Source organism: Deltaproteobacteria bacterium (assembly GCA_021737785.1).
Lineage (GTDB): Bacteria > Desulfobacterota > DSM-4660 > Desulfatiglandales > Desulfatiglandaceae > AUK324.
Map to the genome: position 1 here is coordinate 47,465 of JAIPDI010000015.1, position 16,327 is coordinate 63,791.

Sequence of the window (16,327 nt, forward strand, 5' to 3'; positions counted from 1 at the left end):
AACCTCAGGACCCCAACACCCGGGCCGCGATTTTCACATGATCAGGGACCTCTCCTCCCACATATGCGGTCACGATCTCTCGCGTCACAGGACAGGCGAACGTCTCCAGATAACGCACGATCTCCTCCTCTATCAGGGTTACGCTCCCATCCACACCGCGATAGTTGCCCGATAGGACGCATCCCAGTTGCTCTTTGCCCTCTTGCCACTCAAATCCCAGAATCTCCCCAATCTGATCTCCGTCTGAGATGTGCCGAAGGGGAAACAACAGCCGCACTCCAAATTCTCCAGCCAGGGCCTCATAAAGGGCAAGGGCCTCGCTGATCTGATTGATCTTGATCGTGCCGTTATGGCGTTCTCGCTCACCGGAAATAATGGGGATCTTCCCCAGGGACACGGCCAGGGGGATGCGGACGCTGTGGAGATAGAGATGGCACCCTATGCAGGACGACAGGAATCCGTATCTGGCGATCAGCGCGCCCATGAAACGACCGTTCAAGGCCTGCCAGAAGCGGGGAGATCCCATGACCAGCAGGGGATGAACCCGGACTTGGGGGAGTCGTTCCGCAAGTCGCTTCACCGCATCTTCTACGCTGGACCAGGCCCCATGCTCCGTGCTGGTATAGGCATAGGTGGGGAGGAGCTGAGTAAACCCCTCCTCGCCGACGGCCTTCATTGCAGCGGCCACACTGTCGCGGCCGGCGATTTCAACCATGGCCAACCCGTTCAAGGACCGGCCCGCGTCAGCGCGCTCAGGGGACAACATCCATGGAGGGATATCAATGACGCATTCGCCCTTGTCACGAAAGTGTTCTGAAAGTCCCGCATCAGGACCTTTCATATGCCTCTATCCTCTTTGAGCCGCCTTGATTCCTCAATTCCTCGATTCCTGAATCCCTAAATTCCCTAATCCCTCAATCCCTGAATCCCTCAATCCCTGAATCCCACATCCCTAAATTCCTTCATTCCTCAATCCCTGGCCGCTTCCAGGTCTGCCAAGAGCCTCTCCAGGTCCAGATGGTATTTTTCCGCAACATCCTGCACCGATTCAAACAGGGACCGGCAGCAGATGCACTCACCGGCCTGGGCGTCGTATCGCTTGAAAACCGCCTCGGTCTCCCGCCATCGGGAAACCACGTCCAGGACCGTCATCTCAGGGTCAAGCCGTCCATTACCATCAGACATGATGATGCCCCGACAGGGTGTTATATTCTTTCAGGATCCGGGCCAGGGCAGCGGGAATCTGCTCCACAATATCCATGACCTGTGTGGCCGGGGTGGGCCTGGCATAACGGCCTGCCAGCCGGTTGACCCGGGCGGCCAACCCGGCAGCCTCTTTCACCTCGATGCCGGCCCCGATCAAGGCCGAGACAATGCCGGTCACGGTGTCGCCGGTGCCGCCGATCGCCTCCATGGCCTCTTCCACAGGCATATCGATGGTCGCGATGATCCCCTCCCGGTTCGCCACGTAATCGGGCTGCCCTTTCACCAGCAGGCAGGCAGCGGCATTTTCATGCTGGTAAGCCCGTTCAATCAGGGCGGGCGCCTTCATCTCCTCGTGCAGGATAAACCCTCGCGTATAAAAGGGATGGGGCGCCTCTTCGTCCGCCAGAAAGGCCAGTTCGCCTACATCCGGGGTGAACAGGTCATAGGCTGAGGCCTCACCGCTCATCTTGGCCGCGTACATAAAACCGGCATCCGCGATCAGCACCGGCGGACGGGGCATCTCCTGAAGGGCAAACAGGACCCGGTTGTGCCAGTCCACATCCGGCTGGAGGTAGTGAAAGGCAATGGCGCTGATGTCGCCGTTGATCGCGGCAGAGGCCTGACTCAGGCGCGCATAGAGACGCCGGCTCCCGTCCCCCAGTCCGATGTCGCCCACCAGATATCCCACCGGGGCCGGTTGGCCCAGGACCTCACCGGCCTTGATCGCAGCGGCCAGCAGGGCCGGGGTCCCCCGGTTGACCGGGGCACGAACCCCGTCGATGGAAATCACATCCCCCTCCAGCACCACTTTACCAATGGTGAGGGGAAAGTCTTGTTCAGGGACAGTGCCCACCACAGCTAACATTGCCGTCTCATCTCCTCGTATGCCAGCTGAAGGGCATAGCCACAGAGGGTATGGCCGATCTCCTCAGGGGCCGGGGCCTCTGCCAGGGTCCTGCCCACCATCTCCCGGGCCAGGTAGGGGACATCCGGGCACCCCCCTCCGGAAATATTTACCACGGTGAGGGTCTCCTTATCAACCGTCAATTTCATATTCGCGGCACGGACCATGAGATATCGGCCATAGTCCCTGGTCTGAAAGATATCCACCGGCTGGAGGAGCGGGCTGTTGACCGGAACCACCTGAAGCGGTTTTGCGCCTGCGGCTTCCAGGGTCCTGAGGATGTTGAGTTCCTCGATGAGGGGGAATTCGATGACCAGATCGCACCCGGTCCGTATTTCCGGCGGCGGGCCCATGACCCGGATCTTCCATCCCGCTCCCTTGAGGACGGTCTCGGCCCGTATCACCTCGCTGGTATTTTCAAAGACGAGTATGCCGCGGTCCTGAGTCTCCACCTTATGGGAATCCCTGGATCCCTTTCCTTTGAAAAAGGATAAGATTGACACGATCAACTCCCCACAATGGTGACCCGATAGCCCTCGCCCTCTTCCTTGACGTCTTTTACCGTCCACCCCTTGCTTAAAGCGGCCCGGCTCACATTTTCCTTGGAGGTGTCCGTATCCACCAGTATTTCGATCTCCCCCTTCGACATCCTCTTGATCTCGTCCATGGTCATCAGGACTGGCTGGGGGCAACTGAGCCCTCGTGCATCAACAATCGTACCCATGTCCACTCTCCTTAATTATGCGCGTTTTCTCATGGTGAAGCCAATAAACAGGCAGACCAGAAGCCCGATGATGGTGGCGGCAATCCCGTGGGGGCCGACACCGTTGGGCGAACTGGCCAGACCGAAATTATGGGCAAAGCCCGCACCCACAATCATGCCGAAGACAAATACTGCTGAATCGCCGTCCCCCTCCCCTGCCAGGAAGAGCTGGCGTCCCGGGCATCCCCCGGCCAGGGCAAAGGCGAGTCCGGCCAGGACCATGCCCCCGAAGTTCCAGAGTTGCATGGTGTGGGCCACCGGCTGCTTGACAAACCCGGGATGGAACTGCCCCACGATCAGGTTGGTGATGAATGCCACCACCACAAGGGTCAAAAGCCCGTAGAAAAGATGGGGCTGTCGAAACAGGATCAGGTCGCGGAAGGCGCCCATGGTGCAGAAGCGGCTCCGCTGGGCAGCAAATCCCACGCCCAGGCCCACCACGAGTGAAATCAGCAGCGGGGCATGCATGGCCCCGGGGCCTTTCAGGCTGTAGAACAAGACCCCGCTCTGGGGCTGATCCTGGATTTGGGGGAAAATGAGCATGAGGATGAGAAAACCGATCATGGTCAGCGGCATCAACCACCCCACCGATGTGTGGGTCTTTTCGGCACGGCCCAGGTTGTAGCCGCTCTTGAGAAACAGGGTCCCGATCCAGATGCCCACAATCAGACCGGCCAGTCCCAGGATCGCATTACCGTCGCCGCCCGCAAGACGAAGAAGGGCCCGCCACGGGCAACCCAAGAAGACCAGTGCCCCGATCATGGCAAAGGCACCCAGAATGAACCGCACAATCGGTGCAGAGCCGGCCCTGGCACGGAATTCCTTGAACAGGTAGGCCGCGATCAAGGAACCCAGCACAAACCCGATGATCTCCGGCCGCATGTACTGGACCACCGCTGCGCGGTGAAGCCCGACCGCGCCCGTAATATCCCTCTCAAAACAGGCCACGCAGATCCCCATGTTGCCCGGGTTGCCCCATTTCTGGAGCAGCGGGGCCAAAATTCCGATAAAGGCCCCCACCCCGATGATCCCCCACCGGCTCGCAAAGAAGTTTTTCATTTGGCCCATTCACGCACCTCCTTTTTATTATCCTGGGAATTTAAAGAGAACTCCCCTTTAATGAGGAGTTGATCTCCCTGTCGGGCCGAATGTAGAGAGAGAGGCACGTTAAGTCAAACTGGAAGTTCCGATAAGCTTGATGTGGGCTATTGGAAATTTCGATAAGAAGATCTCTTCCGTTCTTCCAAGGCTTTAGCAGCAATAATCCGCTTTACACACAACCGAGCCCCTGATAACATCTATTTTTAGGCGGCCTGACAGCCGCGACCAAGTAAGATATTTTTGGTGCAAAGCCCAAGCATTTTCCGGGCTCAGACAAGTTATAACGAAATATTCCAAAAGATAACAGATAGTTCAGCCTGAGCATGATAGTAAAGCATGAAGAATAATCTAGGCATTTGCGGACTGGTTTTGATGCTGACGTTACTGATGGGGATCTCCGTCCCGTCACCGTCCATGGGCGGGGGTCCCCTGAAGGTCACGGTCAGCATCCTTCCCCAGAAATATTTTGTGGAAAAAATCGGGGGGGATCGGGTGGAGGTCTCTGTCATGGTCCTTCCGGGGGCGAACCCCGCGACCTACGAACCCAAACCGAGACAGATGGTCGACTTGACAGAATCCAGAATATACTTTGCTATCGGCGTCCCCTTTGAGACGGTCTGGCTGGATAAGTTTGCTCACGCCAGTCCTAAAATGGAGATCGTTCCCACCCAGGCAGGCATAGAAAAAATCCCCATGGCGCCAAAGCACACGCACGATGGTGAGGATCATCCCGGAGGTCCTGCGGCCCATTCGGGCGGCAAAGATCCCCATATCTGGCTCTCGCCGCCCCTGGTCATGCTTCAGGCCCGCAATATTCTTCGCGCCCTGATCAAGGCCGATCCTCCAGGCAGGGCCGATTATGAGGCCCGTTATCAAGAGTTTATCGAGGGATTGGTGGAGCTGGATCTGCGAATCGCCGGGCTTTTTTCAGACAGGGGCATGGACAACCGCTTTATGGTCTACCACCCTGCATGGGGCTATTTTGCCAAGGCCTATGGTCTGATGCAGATACCCGTCGAAACCGAAGGAAAAGGCCCGACCCCTAAGGCCCTTCAGCGATTGATCGCGGACGCCCAACATGATGGGATCCGGGCGATTTTTGTTCAGCCCCAGTTCTCTGTCAAGAGCGCGGAGACCATCGCCCGGGCCATCAACGGCCGCGTCATCGCGGCCGATCCGCTGGCCCTTGACTGGCAGACAAACCTCCTTCGGGTGGCTGAGCAGTTCAAGGCCGCCCTCAGGTAAGTGTATGCCATGAAAGCCCTACTGCTCATCGTCCTCCTTCTCACGTTGGCCTCCTGCCGGACAGCGGGCCATCATGGAGACATGGCCAGGGATTATGGGAACGAGCCCAGCGTCATGGGCCCTTCCGATGACGATCATGCCCCCAAAGGAGGCAGTTCCTTTGAAGTGGGTGGGACGGTCTTCCTAGATTGTTATACGATCCGCAGGGATAAGTGAGGGCTGCCCTGCAATATTAATCCTCACGCGCCCGCTCGTTTGGATGCGGTCGCCCTCGCAGGCAAAAAGGCAAGGATCAACCGCTTGTTGGCTCGTACAGACCGGTTGGCCTTCTCGATCAGGCCCATATTCATAATGGCATTCAGGTCCCTGTTTAGTGTCTTGGTCGTCTTGTTCACGTAGGCCTGCGCCAGTTTCGGAGTCAACGTGTCAACGTCTGAAATCCTTACCCAACCGGCGTTCTCCGTCACGTTTGATAGTGCGAGGACCAGTCTGCGTCGTCTGAGGTGAGCGGCTGAGCCCTTCCCGAATCGTTCATACACATAATTTCGCCACGTCGCATCCAGTTGGAGATCGCGGATCACATGCAGTTGTTCCCTGAGTTGATCAACCAGGCCCTGGACCGCGTACGCGATAAATTCTGACATCTGACCGCCGGTTCTACTTGCCTTATCAAGTTGACGGTAATACTCGGTTCGGGTCAGATTGTAGAAATTGCTCAACAAATGAGCAGCAGGCGTAGGGAAGCCCGCGTGGAGAAGATAACGGAATTCGATAAGCCGTGCCGTGCGGCCATTGCCGTCCCCGAACGGGTGTATCCAAACGAAAAAGAGATGGGCCGCTACGGCGGTCAGAATGGAATACGGTCTTTCAAGCCCATCCGGGTAAACCATACTGTTCAACCATTCACAAAACCTTGACAGGAGGACCTCGCAGTCTTCTGCAGGGGCGGCCCGGTATCGTCCCACCACAACCGAGTGCTCACGAAGCTCGCCGGGAACAACGTCCTCATTCAGGGGAAGGTCTGTCAACACAATCCTGTTGTAGTGACGGATCTCTTCAGGCGTGACAGCCTCTGAAGCGCCTCGAATGACATCGTCGCTGATGAGATTGCAGGCGCTAACAATATTGTCAATCTCTCTGCCGAGATATTCTCTGGAGGGCGGCAGGGTTAGACGCCCCTGGAGGTGATCCCGAACCTCATCCTCAGTAAGGGTATTTCCCTCAATGGCCGTCGTTGCCAGAACGCCCTTGGCCAGATATATGGCGTGCAAGCGCTCCGCCGCGTCTGGATCAAGCGGAACACCTGCGATATGCTCCACCTTTGAAATAGCCTCTCCGAGGTGCATCCAAGTCGTATGACCGAGTTTGGTAAGGTCCAGAGCAAAGCGAATCCAAGGGTGTGTCCGCTCATATGTCCTCATATATGTCCCACCTAACTTATTTTTTTCATTGATAAAGGTATACTTAATATCATTTTAACTGTCCGCTTTTATCCCAGGATACATCATGAAAACTCTCAATTCAACAAGAAATCCCTCACCGCATGAAACAATCCTGTGGCTTCAGCCGCACAGGGGCATGTAAATGCCAAATTCTGACGAGTCGCTCGGCAAAGCCGGGGGTTTACCCAAACGAAATTAGATTACAGCCGTCTACATCCTGATCCTTAAAAAATGAATATAATTCATACTGAAACTAAATATAATTTATTTTTATCGATTCTTATTGACATATTAGTTCTGTGGGGATATCTACCTGAGCACAGTGTCTTTAACCCCATATGCAGAACCATCTGCATCCAGGGATTAGCCATAACTCCCCTGCCACGCCACCAGCGTGGCAAATCAGCACACATGGAAAACCTCACGAAAATGAGGTGTTAATCATTTCCATTAGCCCTATTAATCCAGCACTCCCTTCTTAACATCCATTTATGATCGTCGAACATACGACTGACTATTACTGGTCCAGTACTACTTGGGCAGGTTCAGGGTTTGCATGGAAAGTAAGTATTTGGATGGCTACGTTAGGATCGGTAACAAGGCCAGATTTACTAATTGCGTGTGCCCGGTCCGTGCCGGGCAATGATGCACCCACAGGGAAGGGCAACAGTACTTAGGATTTCAAAAATGTCTATTCACAAGGATAAAGTCACTGTACAACGCGATGGTAAAGAATATTCGGCCCGTAGGTTGCTTTGTGAAATGATTGATGGGGGAGCTTTTGAAGACACTTAATTCAACTACGTACAGGAGGGCATAGGATGTAGCGTTGAGCCGTCACGCACTCTTCCGACAAACCATAATGAGTTGGCGTAACTCGCAAAGGAGATTTATCTAATTGAAATCAATGTCGAAAAAAAGCCGGTTATTGTTCGTCGTCGCTATCCACTTGATCACCATTTTTGTGGCCTTATTTATCCCATCAGTCCAGGCCGCCACCTTTTGTGTCAGTGACGCCACCAGGCTTCAGGATGCCCTGACCCAGGCTGCGAGCAATGGTGAGGACGACACTATCAAAATCCAGCAAGGGACCTATGTGGGCAATTTCGTCTATGCCTCCTATGACGCCAATACGATTACCATTGAAGGGGGCTGCACAGCGGGCTGCGCCTCCCGCACTATTGACCCGGCCAATACGGTCCTGGACGGCAATGGAAGCGGAAACGTCCTGGAGATCTCCACCGACAAAGCTAGCTCTGCCAAAATAGATGGGCTGACTTTCAAGAACGGTGGGGCGTCGAATGATCACGGTGGGGGGCTCTATTTCAAAGCTCCTTGCGACAACCTCGAAGTCGATGGGTGCGTATTCACGGGGAATTCGGCTCTCTACGGCGGCGGGGTGTATGCTTATGCCGACAACAAGGTGACACTCACCGACAACAACTTTGCCGGAAATTCGGCTTCCTACGGCAGCGGGATATGCAGTTATGCCTTTCGACACGGGTCCGTCACCTTTACCAACAACACATTTTATGCCAACGAAGGGGGTGCAATCCGAGCCCATTTGTATTACGCCGACGCCATCGCCCGCATCTACAACAACATCCTCTGGATGAACATAGCCCCGAATGGGGCGGATCTGTGGATCGATAATGACTGGAATAATGATTTTCTTCCTTCGCCGGTAGAACTCTTGAACAACGATTTCGACCATAGTGGGGCAGGGACTTACATCAAGATTCCCTTTTCCATTGACCCGAGCAACCTGAACAAAGCGGACCCCCTGTTCGTGGACGCTACGAACGGAGATCTCCACCTGTCTTCCGGGTCTCCCTGCATCAATACTGGTGACAACGATGCCCCTGGGCTGCCCTCTACAGATAAAGATGGGAATTCCCGGATATGTGACGGCACCGGAGATATGGGGGCGTACGAATTCACGGTCTTCAATGTGGAACCTTCCGGCCAATGTGGAGCGAAAACACCCTGTTATTCAATAATTCAGGAGGCCATCGATGCGGTGTTTGAGACAGGGACGATAAGGATTAGCGAAGGAACTCACTCGGGGACTCCTACGGTGAATACAGCGGGCAAAAAAGTAACGCTTGAAGGCGGGTGGGATACAACGTTCAAAAACCAAATCGGCACCACAATCCTACGCAATACACCCAAAGCACCGAACGGGTCGATAACGCTGCAAAATTTAAACATTAAGCCATGATAAACCCGCCGTGAGTAAGAATACCTCAAGGCGAAACCATGGCCATTCTCACTAACAGGCGACAAACCGGCAGTACCATCTCTAAATGAGGGGGTGGCTGTGTGCAGATCGGGACAAGCAGAAAGGCGTTCCTGAAGATGCGTCTTCAGGCGCAGGGCCGAAGCTCCCTGTGCGGCTGAAGCCGCACCTGCCACGAATTCTTGAGATCACACAACCGGCCTAGCAATTCTTATCACATGGGGCCAAATAATTGGTTGTATGCTTTAGCAGTGCCATAGTCTCTTTCTTGTTGGGACCCATTTACGTGGATCGTCCGCAAACCCGCTTTGTTCAAGTCTTCTGAGTTCTTCAAAGCTGCTACCCGCCCCGACCTTGATCCGCTCCCACGCCTTCTTAAAGGCAGGCCGGGCAAGGTTTGACTTTATCCCATCCGCCCAGTTGTGCCACGTCGCCTTGTTGATCCGGCCATTCATTCTGAGGAAGACCTGCCCATTGCTGAGGTCAATATACTGGTATAGGCTTGGGTAGGTTGCTATGATGCGATCCGGGCATAAGACCGAGAGCACGTTCAATCGATACAACATCGGGACCGAGACAGACCTGAAAGAAGCCGCTCAAAAACTGGAAAATTACAGGAACGGAAAACAAACTGAAGTCGAAGTAGTGACATCGGAGTTACAGCTTTTCATGTTGAACCTTCTTCTTATGGCGAAGGGCGGAACGGTTACAAAACAGTCACAGTCGGCAAAAACGCGCAATCGAAACCGGATTCAAAAAGATGGATAACTTGCTGTTTTTATTGGTGCCTAGGACGAGAATCGAACTCGTACGAAGCTAAGCTTCGAGGGATTTTAAGTCCCTTGCGTCTACCAATTCCGCCACCCAGGCACGGCTTTTATTCTTATATTTCAGGATAAGGGTTGTCAAGACGTTATTGTAGAACAAGGATTTATCTCAAATAGATGGGATTTGAAAAAATCCACGGCCGAAGGCCGAAAAAGGGGATACCGCGGTAAACCGCCACGCGGTAAACACCCTTTTCGTCCACCGTGAAAGAGACCCGATTTCCTCTCCACTGTCTGAGCAGGGCGCCATCTTTCATGAGCCTGATCGTTCCCCTTGCCGGGGTCTTCACAAACAGGGTTCCCCGCTTAAATGGGGCCGCTTCCCCCATTGACAGTTGGAGACCCTTCTCATCTCTGTAGAAGAACCGGAATCCAGCGGCCGATTTCAGGTTCTCATGGGCGATGAAGAGACGCCCCTCTCTCATCACTTGATATATCTGGTTCTTTGCCTCGGAGAAATCCTTCGACAGGGGGGTCTTTAAGAGGAGATGCACGTTGATCGAATTCAACGTATAATCATATGACAGAGGTATAAATTTAAAGGGGCCCCATCTAAAACCGGCCCCATGGGAATCTGATCCGCCGATGGCCACGACCCGTCGCTGTTGGCACTGCCGGTCCCAGAATACGAGGGTTTTCCGGCTGGGGCCCTTCAGTGTCCAGGCCTTGAACAGGAGAAAAATCAGGCCGTGCAGCGGGGCTTTGACCCGCTCTTTCCACCGGGACGAAAAATTCCAGATGCAGATCCCTGTATAATCCGTAACGGACAAATCGTTCCAGGTATAGGCGATGGAGTTTTCCCGGAAAGGCATTCCCTTTTCAAAGGGATGGGCCAGAAAGCCGATGCCTCCCTTCCGATTTACAAGATCAATGACCCCCTGTGGCGCCAGCCCGTCTCCTCTCACCATTTCCGGCAGATCAAAGGCCAGATAGTGGTGGTATCTCCGGCCGATCTCCAGACCCATCAAGAGATGCACACCATCATAGATCCCCTCATCTTCCAGGTGAAGGGAGTCTGCCATATAATTGTGATCATTCAGAATTATAAAATCGAGCCCGGCCTTCTTCGCAGACCGGGTGATCTCGCTTACAGACCCTGCCCCGTCCGAGTAATGGGAATGGATATGAAGATTCCCTACATATTCAAATTCACTGTCAGATCGGTTGCTGCCCATCACATGCCTCTGGTTACTGGTTACTCGTTGCTGGTTACTCGTTACTGGGATACTGGATACTGGATGCTCGATTCTGGATAGCGGATACGGGTTACTCGCTACCCATTGATCGGTACTGGATACTGGGTTCCCCCTCTTTTCTTCCCTCTGACATCTGACTTCCTTGCCCTGTGAAACCCTTTCCTCTTCTGTTTCACCGGGGCGATCTCTGGCTCCTGATCCCAAGTTCCTCATTGTTTTCAGCTTTCAGCTTTGACCTTTGAGCTTTCAGCTCGATGCGGGTTCCCGGTTTTGAACTTTAGGCATGCAGCATTTCGGGACTCACTTTAAGCACTTTCCTACCTTGCGCCTTGCGCCCCATGCCTCACGCCTTATCCCTCACTCATATCCCTGCAAGGCCTTCAACCCCATCTTCATGGGCCGGGATACGGCTGCCCAGTTGATCAGCAGGACCGCTGCAAAAGAGAAAATGATATAAAGCCATTGCATTCCGGAGATGACATTCCCTCTCACCCCGGCCATGAACAGGATATAAACCGGCCCGGCTTCCAGAATAATGACCAGGGCGATAAAGAGGGAGCTGACCACCATGTAGAGAAACCCGCCGAAACCGGTGGCCACCTGACCGATATTCTCGTGCTCGAATCTGGGATACATAGCGCCCAATCCAACGCCCAATGACACGATCCCCAAGATCATAAGACCGATGGTAATCGTTGAAAGGGCCATCATTAATGGGGTGACCTCAAGCAGCAGGTTGGTGCCGACAATCAGAAACTCGGCCAAAAGGAATACGGGAAAAACAAAGAAGAGATATTTTCCCCACAGATATCGCTTCAGTCTCAAGGGCGATGTTCGGATGATCCAGTATGCCTCTCCCTCGCCGCTCACAGCCGTAAAAACAAAGCGGACGCAGATGGCTGACAGCACAAACCCTGCCAGCCCCATATTCAAAAAAGCCAGTTGATTCTGCAGGAAATCCAAACGGATCGGACTCTTATCCAATGGGAGCACGCTGAAATTGTAGAGGTAAACAACCATCAATGCCCCCAACAGGAGCAACTGGGACCACTGGGTATTGTCCCTGAAAAAAACGCGGAGGTCCTTGGCGATGACCGCCGCCAGGTCCCTGTCGAAAGGCCTCGATACACCGAGGATCAGGAGATCAAGGAGATATCGTGTCCCGGGCCGTCGTCTACTGGCCTCCTGGGACTTGGAAAAGCCCCCGAAATAGATACGCCGGGCCATCCAGACATTGATCACCATAGCAGCTCCGGCCGTGCTCCATGTCAGCATTATTTCAAATAGATAGCCACGATTATTAACCCCGTTTAGATACCCCCACAGTGTCTCGGCAATCCAGTGGGTGGGCAGGTACGGAGAATCAGGGGCCTTGAGGGCGGTCATATACTGTGCCACTGTGAAAAAGGCCTCGGGATTCACCAGCCGCTCGGGCCTGAGGAACCGAAACAATAGGTAGAGCCCCACCACCATCAGTATGGAGAGGAGGAGGATTATATCCCTGGTTCGCTGCGCCGGGAAGATGTGCACCAGGACCATGGTCAGAAAGATCCCGCTGCTGCACGCAATCACCGCCATGGCCGCATTCATGTGAAGCAGGGAAACATAGAATTCATATCCCGGCCTGTACACATAGCCGTAGGCCAGAAAAACCGGCAGGCCGAAAAATATGACCATCCACGAACTGTCCACAAGCGTGTAGACCGATCTGGAGATGAAGAGCGTCTCTATGGACACAGGCATGGAATGGCAGAGCTCAAGGTCTTTTGAAAGATATAGGTTTGAAAGGGCCGTGATGATGCTGCTGAAAATAAGGAGCAAGAAAAAAGTCAACAGCACCATGGAGAGGAGTTGTCGCGCCAGAAGATCCCCGATCATCTCCACAGACTGAAAATAATTCAAGACCCGGCACAAGACCACAAACAGCCCTGCACCAAAGGCGAGCCCCAGCGCACCCATGATCAAAGCCCGTTTTTTTCCCGAACTCCCTGAACGGGTCATCTGATTTCTCAGGCCTTGCAGCCTGGGTCGAATAAGGAGAAAAAGATCCTGCACGGATATCTCTGGTTGCTGGTTGCTCGTTCCTGGTTCCTGGTTGCCGGTTACTGGCTACTCGTTACTGGTTTATGAGAGCACTCCTCGGAGCCTCACCTTCTCATCCTCTCATCTTCTCACCCTCTGCCCTTCGCTCCCTACTCCCTACTGCTTACTGCTTACTCCCTGCTCCCTGCTCCCTGCCCTTTGGCCTCTCTCATGGTCCCGCGATACCCTTCTCCTGGGTCAGCCTCAGGAATACGTCCTCCAGTTTTCCGTCCATTCCGGCCTGTTTCCTCAGCTCCGATGGGGTCCCACAGGCGATGATCCTGCCGGCCTGGATAATGGCGATCTCTTCGCAGACCTCTTCGGCCATCTCCAGGGAATGGGTGGACATGAAAAGCGTAGTTCCATTCCGGGCCTGATCTCTGAAGATGTCTTTGACGAGTCTTGCCCCCTTGGGATCAAGGCCCACCATCGGCTCATCCACAATCAGGACCTTTGGCTGGTGAACCAGGGCCGCGCACATGACCAGGCGCTGCTTCATGCCATGGGAATAGCTCTCGATGAATTCATCCTCCCAGTGTTGCAGCTCAAAAACCGACAGAAGATCCTCCATCCGCTTCCTCAATAATGGCGTCGGATCAAGGCGGTAAAGGCCTGCCACAAAATCGAGGAATTCCAGGCCTGTCAGCTTTTCATACATGAACGGCCTGTCCGGGATGTACCCGATACCCTGTTTGACGGCCGACGGCGATACGGCCAGGTCCTGGCCGTCGATGAGGATCCGTCCCTCTGTAGGCCTGAGGACCCCGGCCATCATCTTGATGGTTGTGGTCTTTCCCGCACCATTGGGCCCTAAAAAGCCGAAGCGGGTGCCTCTCTTTACCTCCAGGTTGATCCGGTCAACCGCTCTTGTTGCCCGGTATTGCTTTGTTAAATTAATCAGTTGAATCATATCCATAATCCATGACGGTAAGCGTAAGCTTTCCGATGAGGGGGATGATTTCCGTCTGCCGGTCCAGTCCCCCCTGGAGCAGCTTGATGTGGGTGGCATCCGTCGGCATCTGGTTGAGCGTGGCATCCAAGGATATCCATCTGCCCACATACGCCTCTGTCCAGGCATGATAAAAGAACCTGTCATTGGCATATACCAGGCCCACGCATTCGCGGGCCGGGACGCCTACTGCCCGCAAGAGGGCGGTCAGAAGCACCGCATGCTCATTGCAGTCTCCGGTCCGGGTCTCCAAGACCTCTGCGGCACTCGGAAGGCTCAACGTCGGTCTTTTTTCCACATGGGTGTAGACCCATGCCATCAACTTTCTGGCAGCGGCCACCGGATCTCTGGTCTCTCCGATAATCCGATGCGCCTGTGCCGTGATCTCCGGGTCGTCGCTCTGGATATTGAATGCCGGGCTGAGAAAAGGCCTTATGGCTTCTGACACATCTGTCAAAGGCAGCAGGTAATCCCCTTTCAGCGGACTTTTCTCCTGTACAATCTCCAATGTATCGCCTGAAAAACGCTGTCTTCCGCTGTTCAGAATACCAGCATCGAAATGGGCCTTTTCCAGACCGTCCACTTTGAGGCTCAGATAGGTCAGTCTCTCCGCGTGTCTCAGTTTCGGCATCACCTCTATGGAGGCCATTTCATAAAAATCATATGCCTCCTCTCCCTTCAGATCCCGGGGGGCAACGGCAGCGCTCGAGCGAATCAAGGTAAGTCCCATGAACCCCGTTTCTTTCAATACCTCTCCTGCTTCATCCAGCCAGAATATGAGTTTCTGACCCCACATCTCTGTTTCCAGTCGAAAGGCGCGGTATGCAATGCGGTTAATGACAATGGATTCTCGCCCGGCAACCGTCACGACGATCTCCTTCTGGGCCATCGTGGACGGATCAAAAATGAGGAATTCAAAGGAGTCCCCTGTGTTCAACGGCCGTCCCCGGAAAAAGAGCGTCATACCTGAGCCGGTCACTGGGGGGCCTGCCAGCTGAATCGTATGGATCTTCTTTCGCGCCCCCTTGCCGGTCTCTATTATCATCCGGCGTCCTTCCGTCTTTCCAGACATCTCAAACCGGACAATGCCCGAGTCGATTCTGAAGGTAAAATGTTTCAATCTGAATTCACGATCCACAACACACCGGATATTCGTTCGCATGGCGCTCGCCTGGCCCATGAGGTTGAGGTTCAGTACAACTTCTTCCCATATGAGATAGTCTTCTCCGAGGGGACCTATCTGGGTCATGGAATATCCGACCTTTGAATCCTTGAGATAGATCTCCATCCAGTCACGCTTCGTTTCTTGGATCGCAACTTTTTTATCTGATATTTCTAATAGTTGTGCTGAATTTTTAAAGTGAACTTTGTGGATCAGCAGCCCGATCATCACCAACCAGAGGACAACAACAGCCCCTCCGAGGCAATTGAAGATCTGTCTTCTGGGAAGCGCATTCATAACTGGAGGACCTTATCCATTTGAGTGGTCTGGCCAGGGCATGGACCGGGGCAAGATAAAAAGGTCGCCCCGCTCGTGAGAGGAAGGACATCTTTGGAAAGTTGAATATGATGACGCTTTAATATTTCGATGAATTGCGAAGGAAAGAGACGGTATTGCGATTTCAGGGTTAAGGGATTAAATGCCTGATTCGTTCCAAGTGTCTGCGACTTCGCATTCCCGAATCGCAATGACCATAAAAAGCGGCGCTTACAGGGGACGATCACATCTTGTATTTTCCAAAATCTTCCGGATTGAGGCTTTCCAGAATCTCCTGCCATTTCTTCCCTTTTTCCGATTTGTCCTGGGGCTCGGCCTTCAAGTCTATACTGCTGGACTTGCTGATGACCTCTTCCGCCACAAAGATCGGCGCCTTCAGTCTGAGGGAAAGGGCAATGGCATCGCTCGGCCTGGAATCGATGGACATCTCTTTTCCATTGAATTTGAAATGGATGAGGGCATAATAGGTGTTATCCCTGAGATCGCAGACCTCTATCCTGTTAACCTCTATGTTCACCATTTCCATCATATTTTTGAGCAGGTCATGGGTCATGGGCCTGGAAAATTTAACGCCTTCCAGTTCACTGGCAATGGCAGTTGCTTCCAACAATCCGATCCATATGGGCAGTGTGGCATCCCCATCCACCTCTTTTAGGATGACAATAGGACTGTTTGTGACAGGATCCACTGTCAATCCGGATATTATCATAGGTGTATACATAATTACCCCCTCAATCTGTCGGAATGCCTTATCCTATGTGCACACAGCTATTTTTAACCATACAATTTCTTTTGTCAACCGCCATGCATCGCCAATCGCCCCACTCGCCCGAATGCCGCGATAATGTCCTTACCCTTCAGGAGGCCATCCGACT

15 protein-coding genes and 1 tRNA gene are annotated in these 16,327 nt (G+C 53.6%); 3 read left to right on the forward strand and 13 right to left on the reverse strand.

Features of this window, described 5'->3' with window-relative positions:
- Positions 1-4: 4 nt before the first annotated feature.
- The 6 genes from K9N21_09355 to K9N21_09380 all read right to left on the reverse strand — a co-directional run bounded on the left by K9N21_09355 (position 5) and on the right by K9N21_09380 (position 3,932).
- Positions 5-841, reverse strand: a complete 837-nt coding sequence (locus K9N21_09355) for a hypothetical protein (protein ID MCF8144113.1) — start codon at positions 839-841, stop codon at positions 5-7.
- A gap of 128 nt (positions 842-969) precedes the next feature.
- Positions 970-1,185 (reverse strand): hypothetical protein, encoded by a 216-nt coding sequence (locus tag K9N21_09360; GenBank protein MCF8144114.1) that lies wholly within the window; start codon positions 1,183-1,185, stop codon positions 970-972.
- Positions 1,178-2,071: a sugar kinase gene (locus K9N21_09365; protein MCF8144115.1), complete on the reverse strand. Its 894-nt coding sequence runs from the start codon at positions 2,069-2,071 to the stop codon at positions 1,178-1,180. The genes K9N21_09360 and K9N21_09365 overlap by 8 nt, the downstream gene beginning before the upstream one ends.
- The gene (locus K9N21_09370) at positions 2,065-2,607 is read right to left on the reverse strand and encodes a DUF3343 domain-containing protein (GenBank protein ID MCF8144116.1); all 543 of its coding nucleotides are present in this window, start codon (positions 2,605-2,607) and stop codon (positions 2,065-2,067) included. The genes K9N21_09365 and K9N21_09370 overlap by 7 nt, the downstream gene beginning before the upstream one ends.
- 8 nt (positions 2,608-2,615) lie before the next feature.
- Positions 2,616-2,834 carry a sulfurtransferase TusA family protein gene (locus K9N21_09375; protein ID MCF8144117.1) on the reverse strand — a complete coding sequence of 73 codons (219 nt, stop codon included), beginning with the start codon at positions 2,832-2,834 and terminating at the stop codon, positions 2,616-2,618.
- Positions 2,835-2,849: 15 nt separating this feature from the next.
- Complete coding sequence (locus tag K9N21_09380; GenBank protein MCF8144118.1) at positions 2,850-3,932, reverse strand: YedE-related selenium metabolism membrane protein; 1,083 nt, start codon at positions 3,930-3,932, stop codon at positions 2,850-2,852.
- A gap of 378 nt (positions 3,933-4,310) precedes the next feature.
- On the opposite strand from K9N21_09380, the gene K9N21_09385 reads away from it, so the two are divergent.
- Positions 4,311-5,219 (forward strand): zinc ABC transporter substrate-binding protein, encoded by a 909-nt coding sequence (locus K9N21_09385; GenBank protein MCF8144119.1) that lies wholly within the window; start codon positions 4,311-4,313, stop codon positions 5,217-5,219.
- 9 nt (positions 5,220-5,228) lie between these two features.
- Positions 5,229-5,435 (forward strand): hypothetical protein, encoded by a 207-nt coding sequence (locus K9N21_09390; GenBank protein MCF8144120.1) that lies wholly within the window; start codon positions 5,229-5,231, stop codon positions 5,433-5,435.
- Positions 5,436-5,458: 23 nt separating this feature from the next.
- Here K9N21_09390 and K9N21_09395 read toward each other — a convergent pair whose 3' ends face one another.
- A complete protein-coding gene (locus K9N21_09395; protein MCF8144121.1) occupies positions 5,459-6,640 on the reverse strand; it encodes a Fic family protein in 1,182 nt (393 codons plus the stop codon).
- A gap of 919 nt (positions 6,641-7,559) precedes the next feature.
- On the opposite strand from K9N21_09395, the gene K9N21_09400 reads away from it, so the two are divergent.
- Positions 7,560-8,882, forward strand: a complete 1,323-nt coding sequence (locus K9N21_09400) for a hypothetical protein (protein MCF8144122.1) — start codon at positions 7,560-7,562, stop codon at positions 8,880-8,882.
- Between the two features lie 800 nt (positions 8,883-9,682).
- Here K9N21_09400 and K9N21_09405 read toward each other — a convergent pair.
- The 6 genes from K9N21_09405 to K9N21_09430 form a co-directional block, all read right to left on the reverse strand.
- Positions 9,683-9,770: transfer RNA gene (locus K9N21_09405), tRNA-Leu, on the reverse strand.
- Between the two features lie 61 nt (positions 9,771-9,831).
- Positions 9,832-10,902, reverse strand: coding sequence for a PHP domain-containing protein (locus K9N21_09410; GenBank protein ID MCF8144123.1), 1,071 nt, complete (start codon positions 10,900-10,902; stop codon positions 9,832-9,834).
- Between the two features lie 378 nt (positions 10,903-11,280).
- Positions 11,281-12,924 (reverse strand): hypothetical protein, encoded by a 1,644-nt coding sequence (locus K9N21_09415; protein MCF8144124.1) that lies wholly within the window; start codon positions 12,922-12,924, stop codon positions 11,281-11,283.
- A 250-nt stretch (positions 12,925-13,174) separates the two neighbouring features.
- Complete coding sequence (locus tag K9N21_09420; GenBank protein ID MCF8144125.1) at positions 13,175-13,915, reverse strand: ABC transporter ATP-binding protein; 741 nt, start codon at positions 13,913-13,915, stop codon at positions 13,175-13,177.
- Positions 13,899-15,242 carry a transglutaminase-like domain-containing protein gene (locus tag K9N21_09425; protein MCF8144126.1) on the reverse strand — a complete coding sequence of 448 codons (1,344 nt, stop codon included), beginning with the start codon at positions 15,240-15,242 and terminating at the stop codon, positions 13,899-13,901. Before K9N21_09425 ends, K9N21_09420 begins: the two co-directional genes overlap by 17 nt.
- 433 nt (positions 15,243-15,675) lie before the next feature.
- On the reverse strand, positions 15,676-16,173 hold the full coding sequence (locus tag K9N21_09430) for a bifunctional nuclease family protein (GenBank protein MCF8144127.1): 498 nt from the start codon (positions 16,171-16,173) through the stop codon (positions 15,676-15,678).
- Between the last annotated feature and the right edge of the window lie 154 nt (positions 16,174-16,327).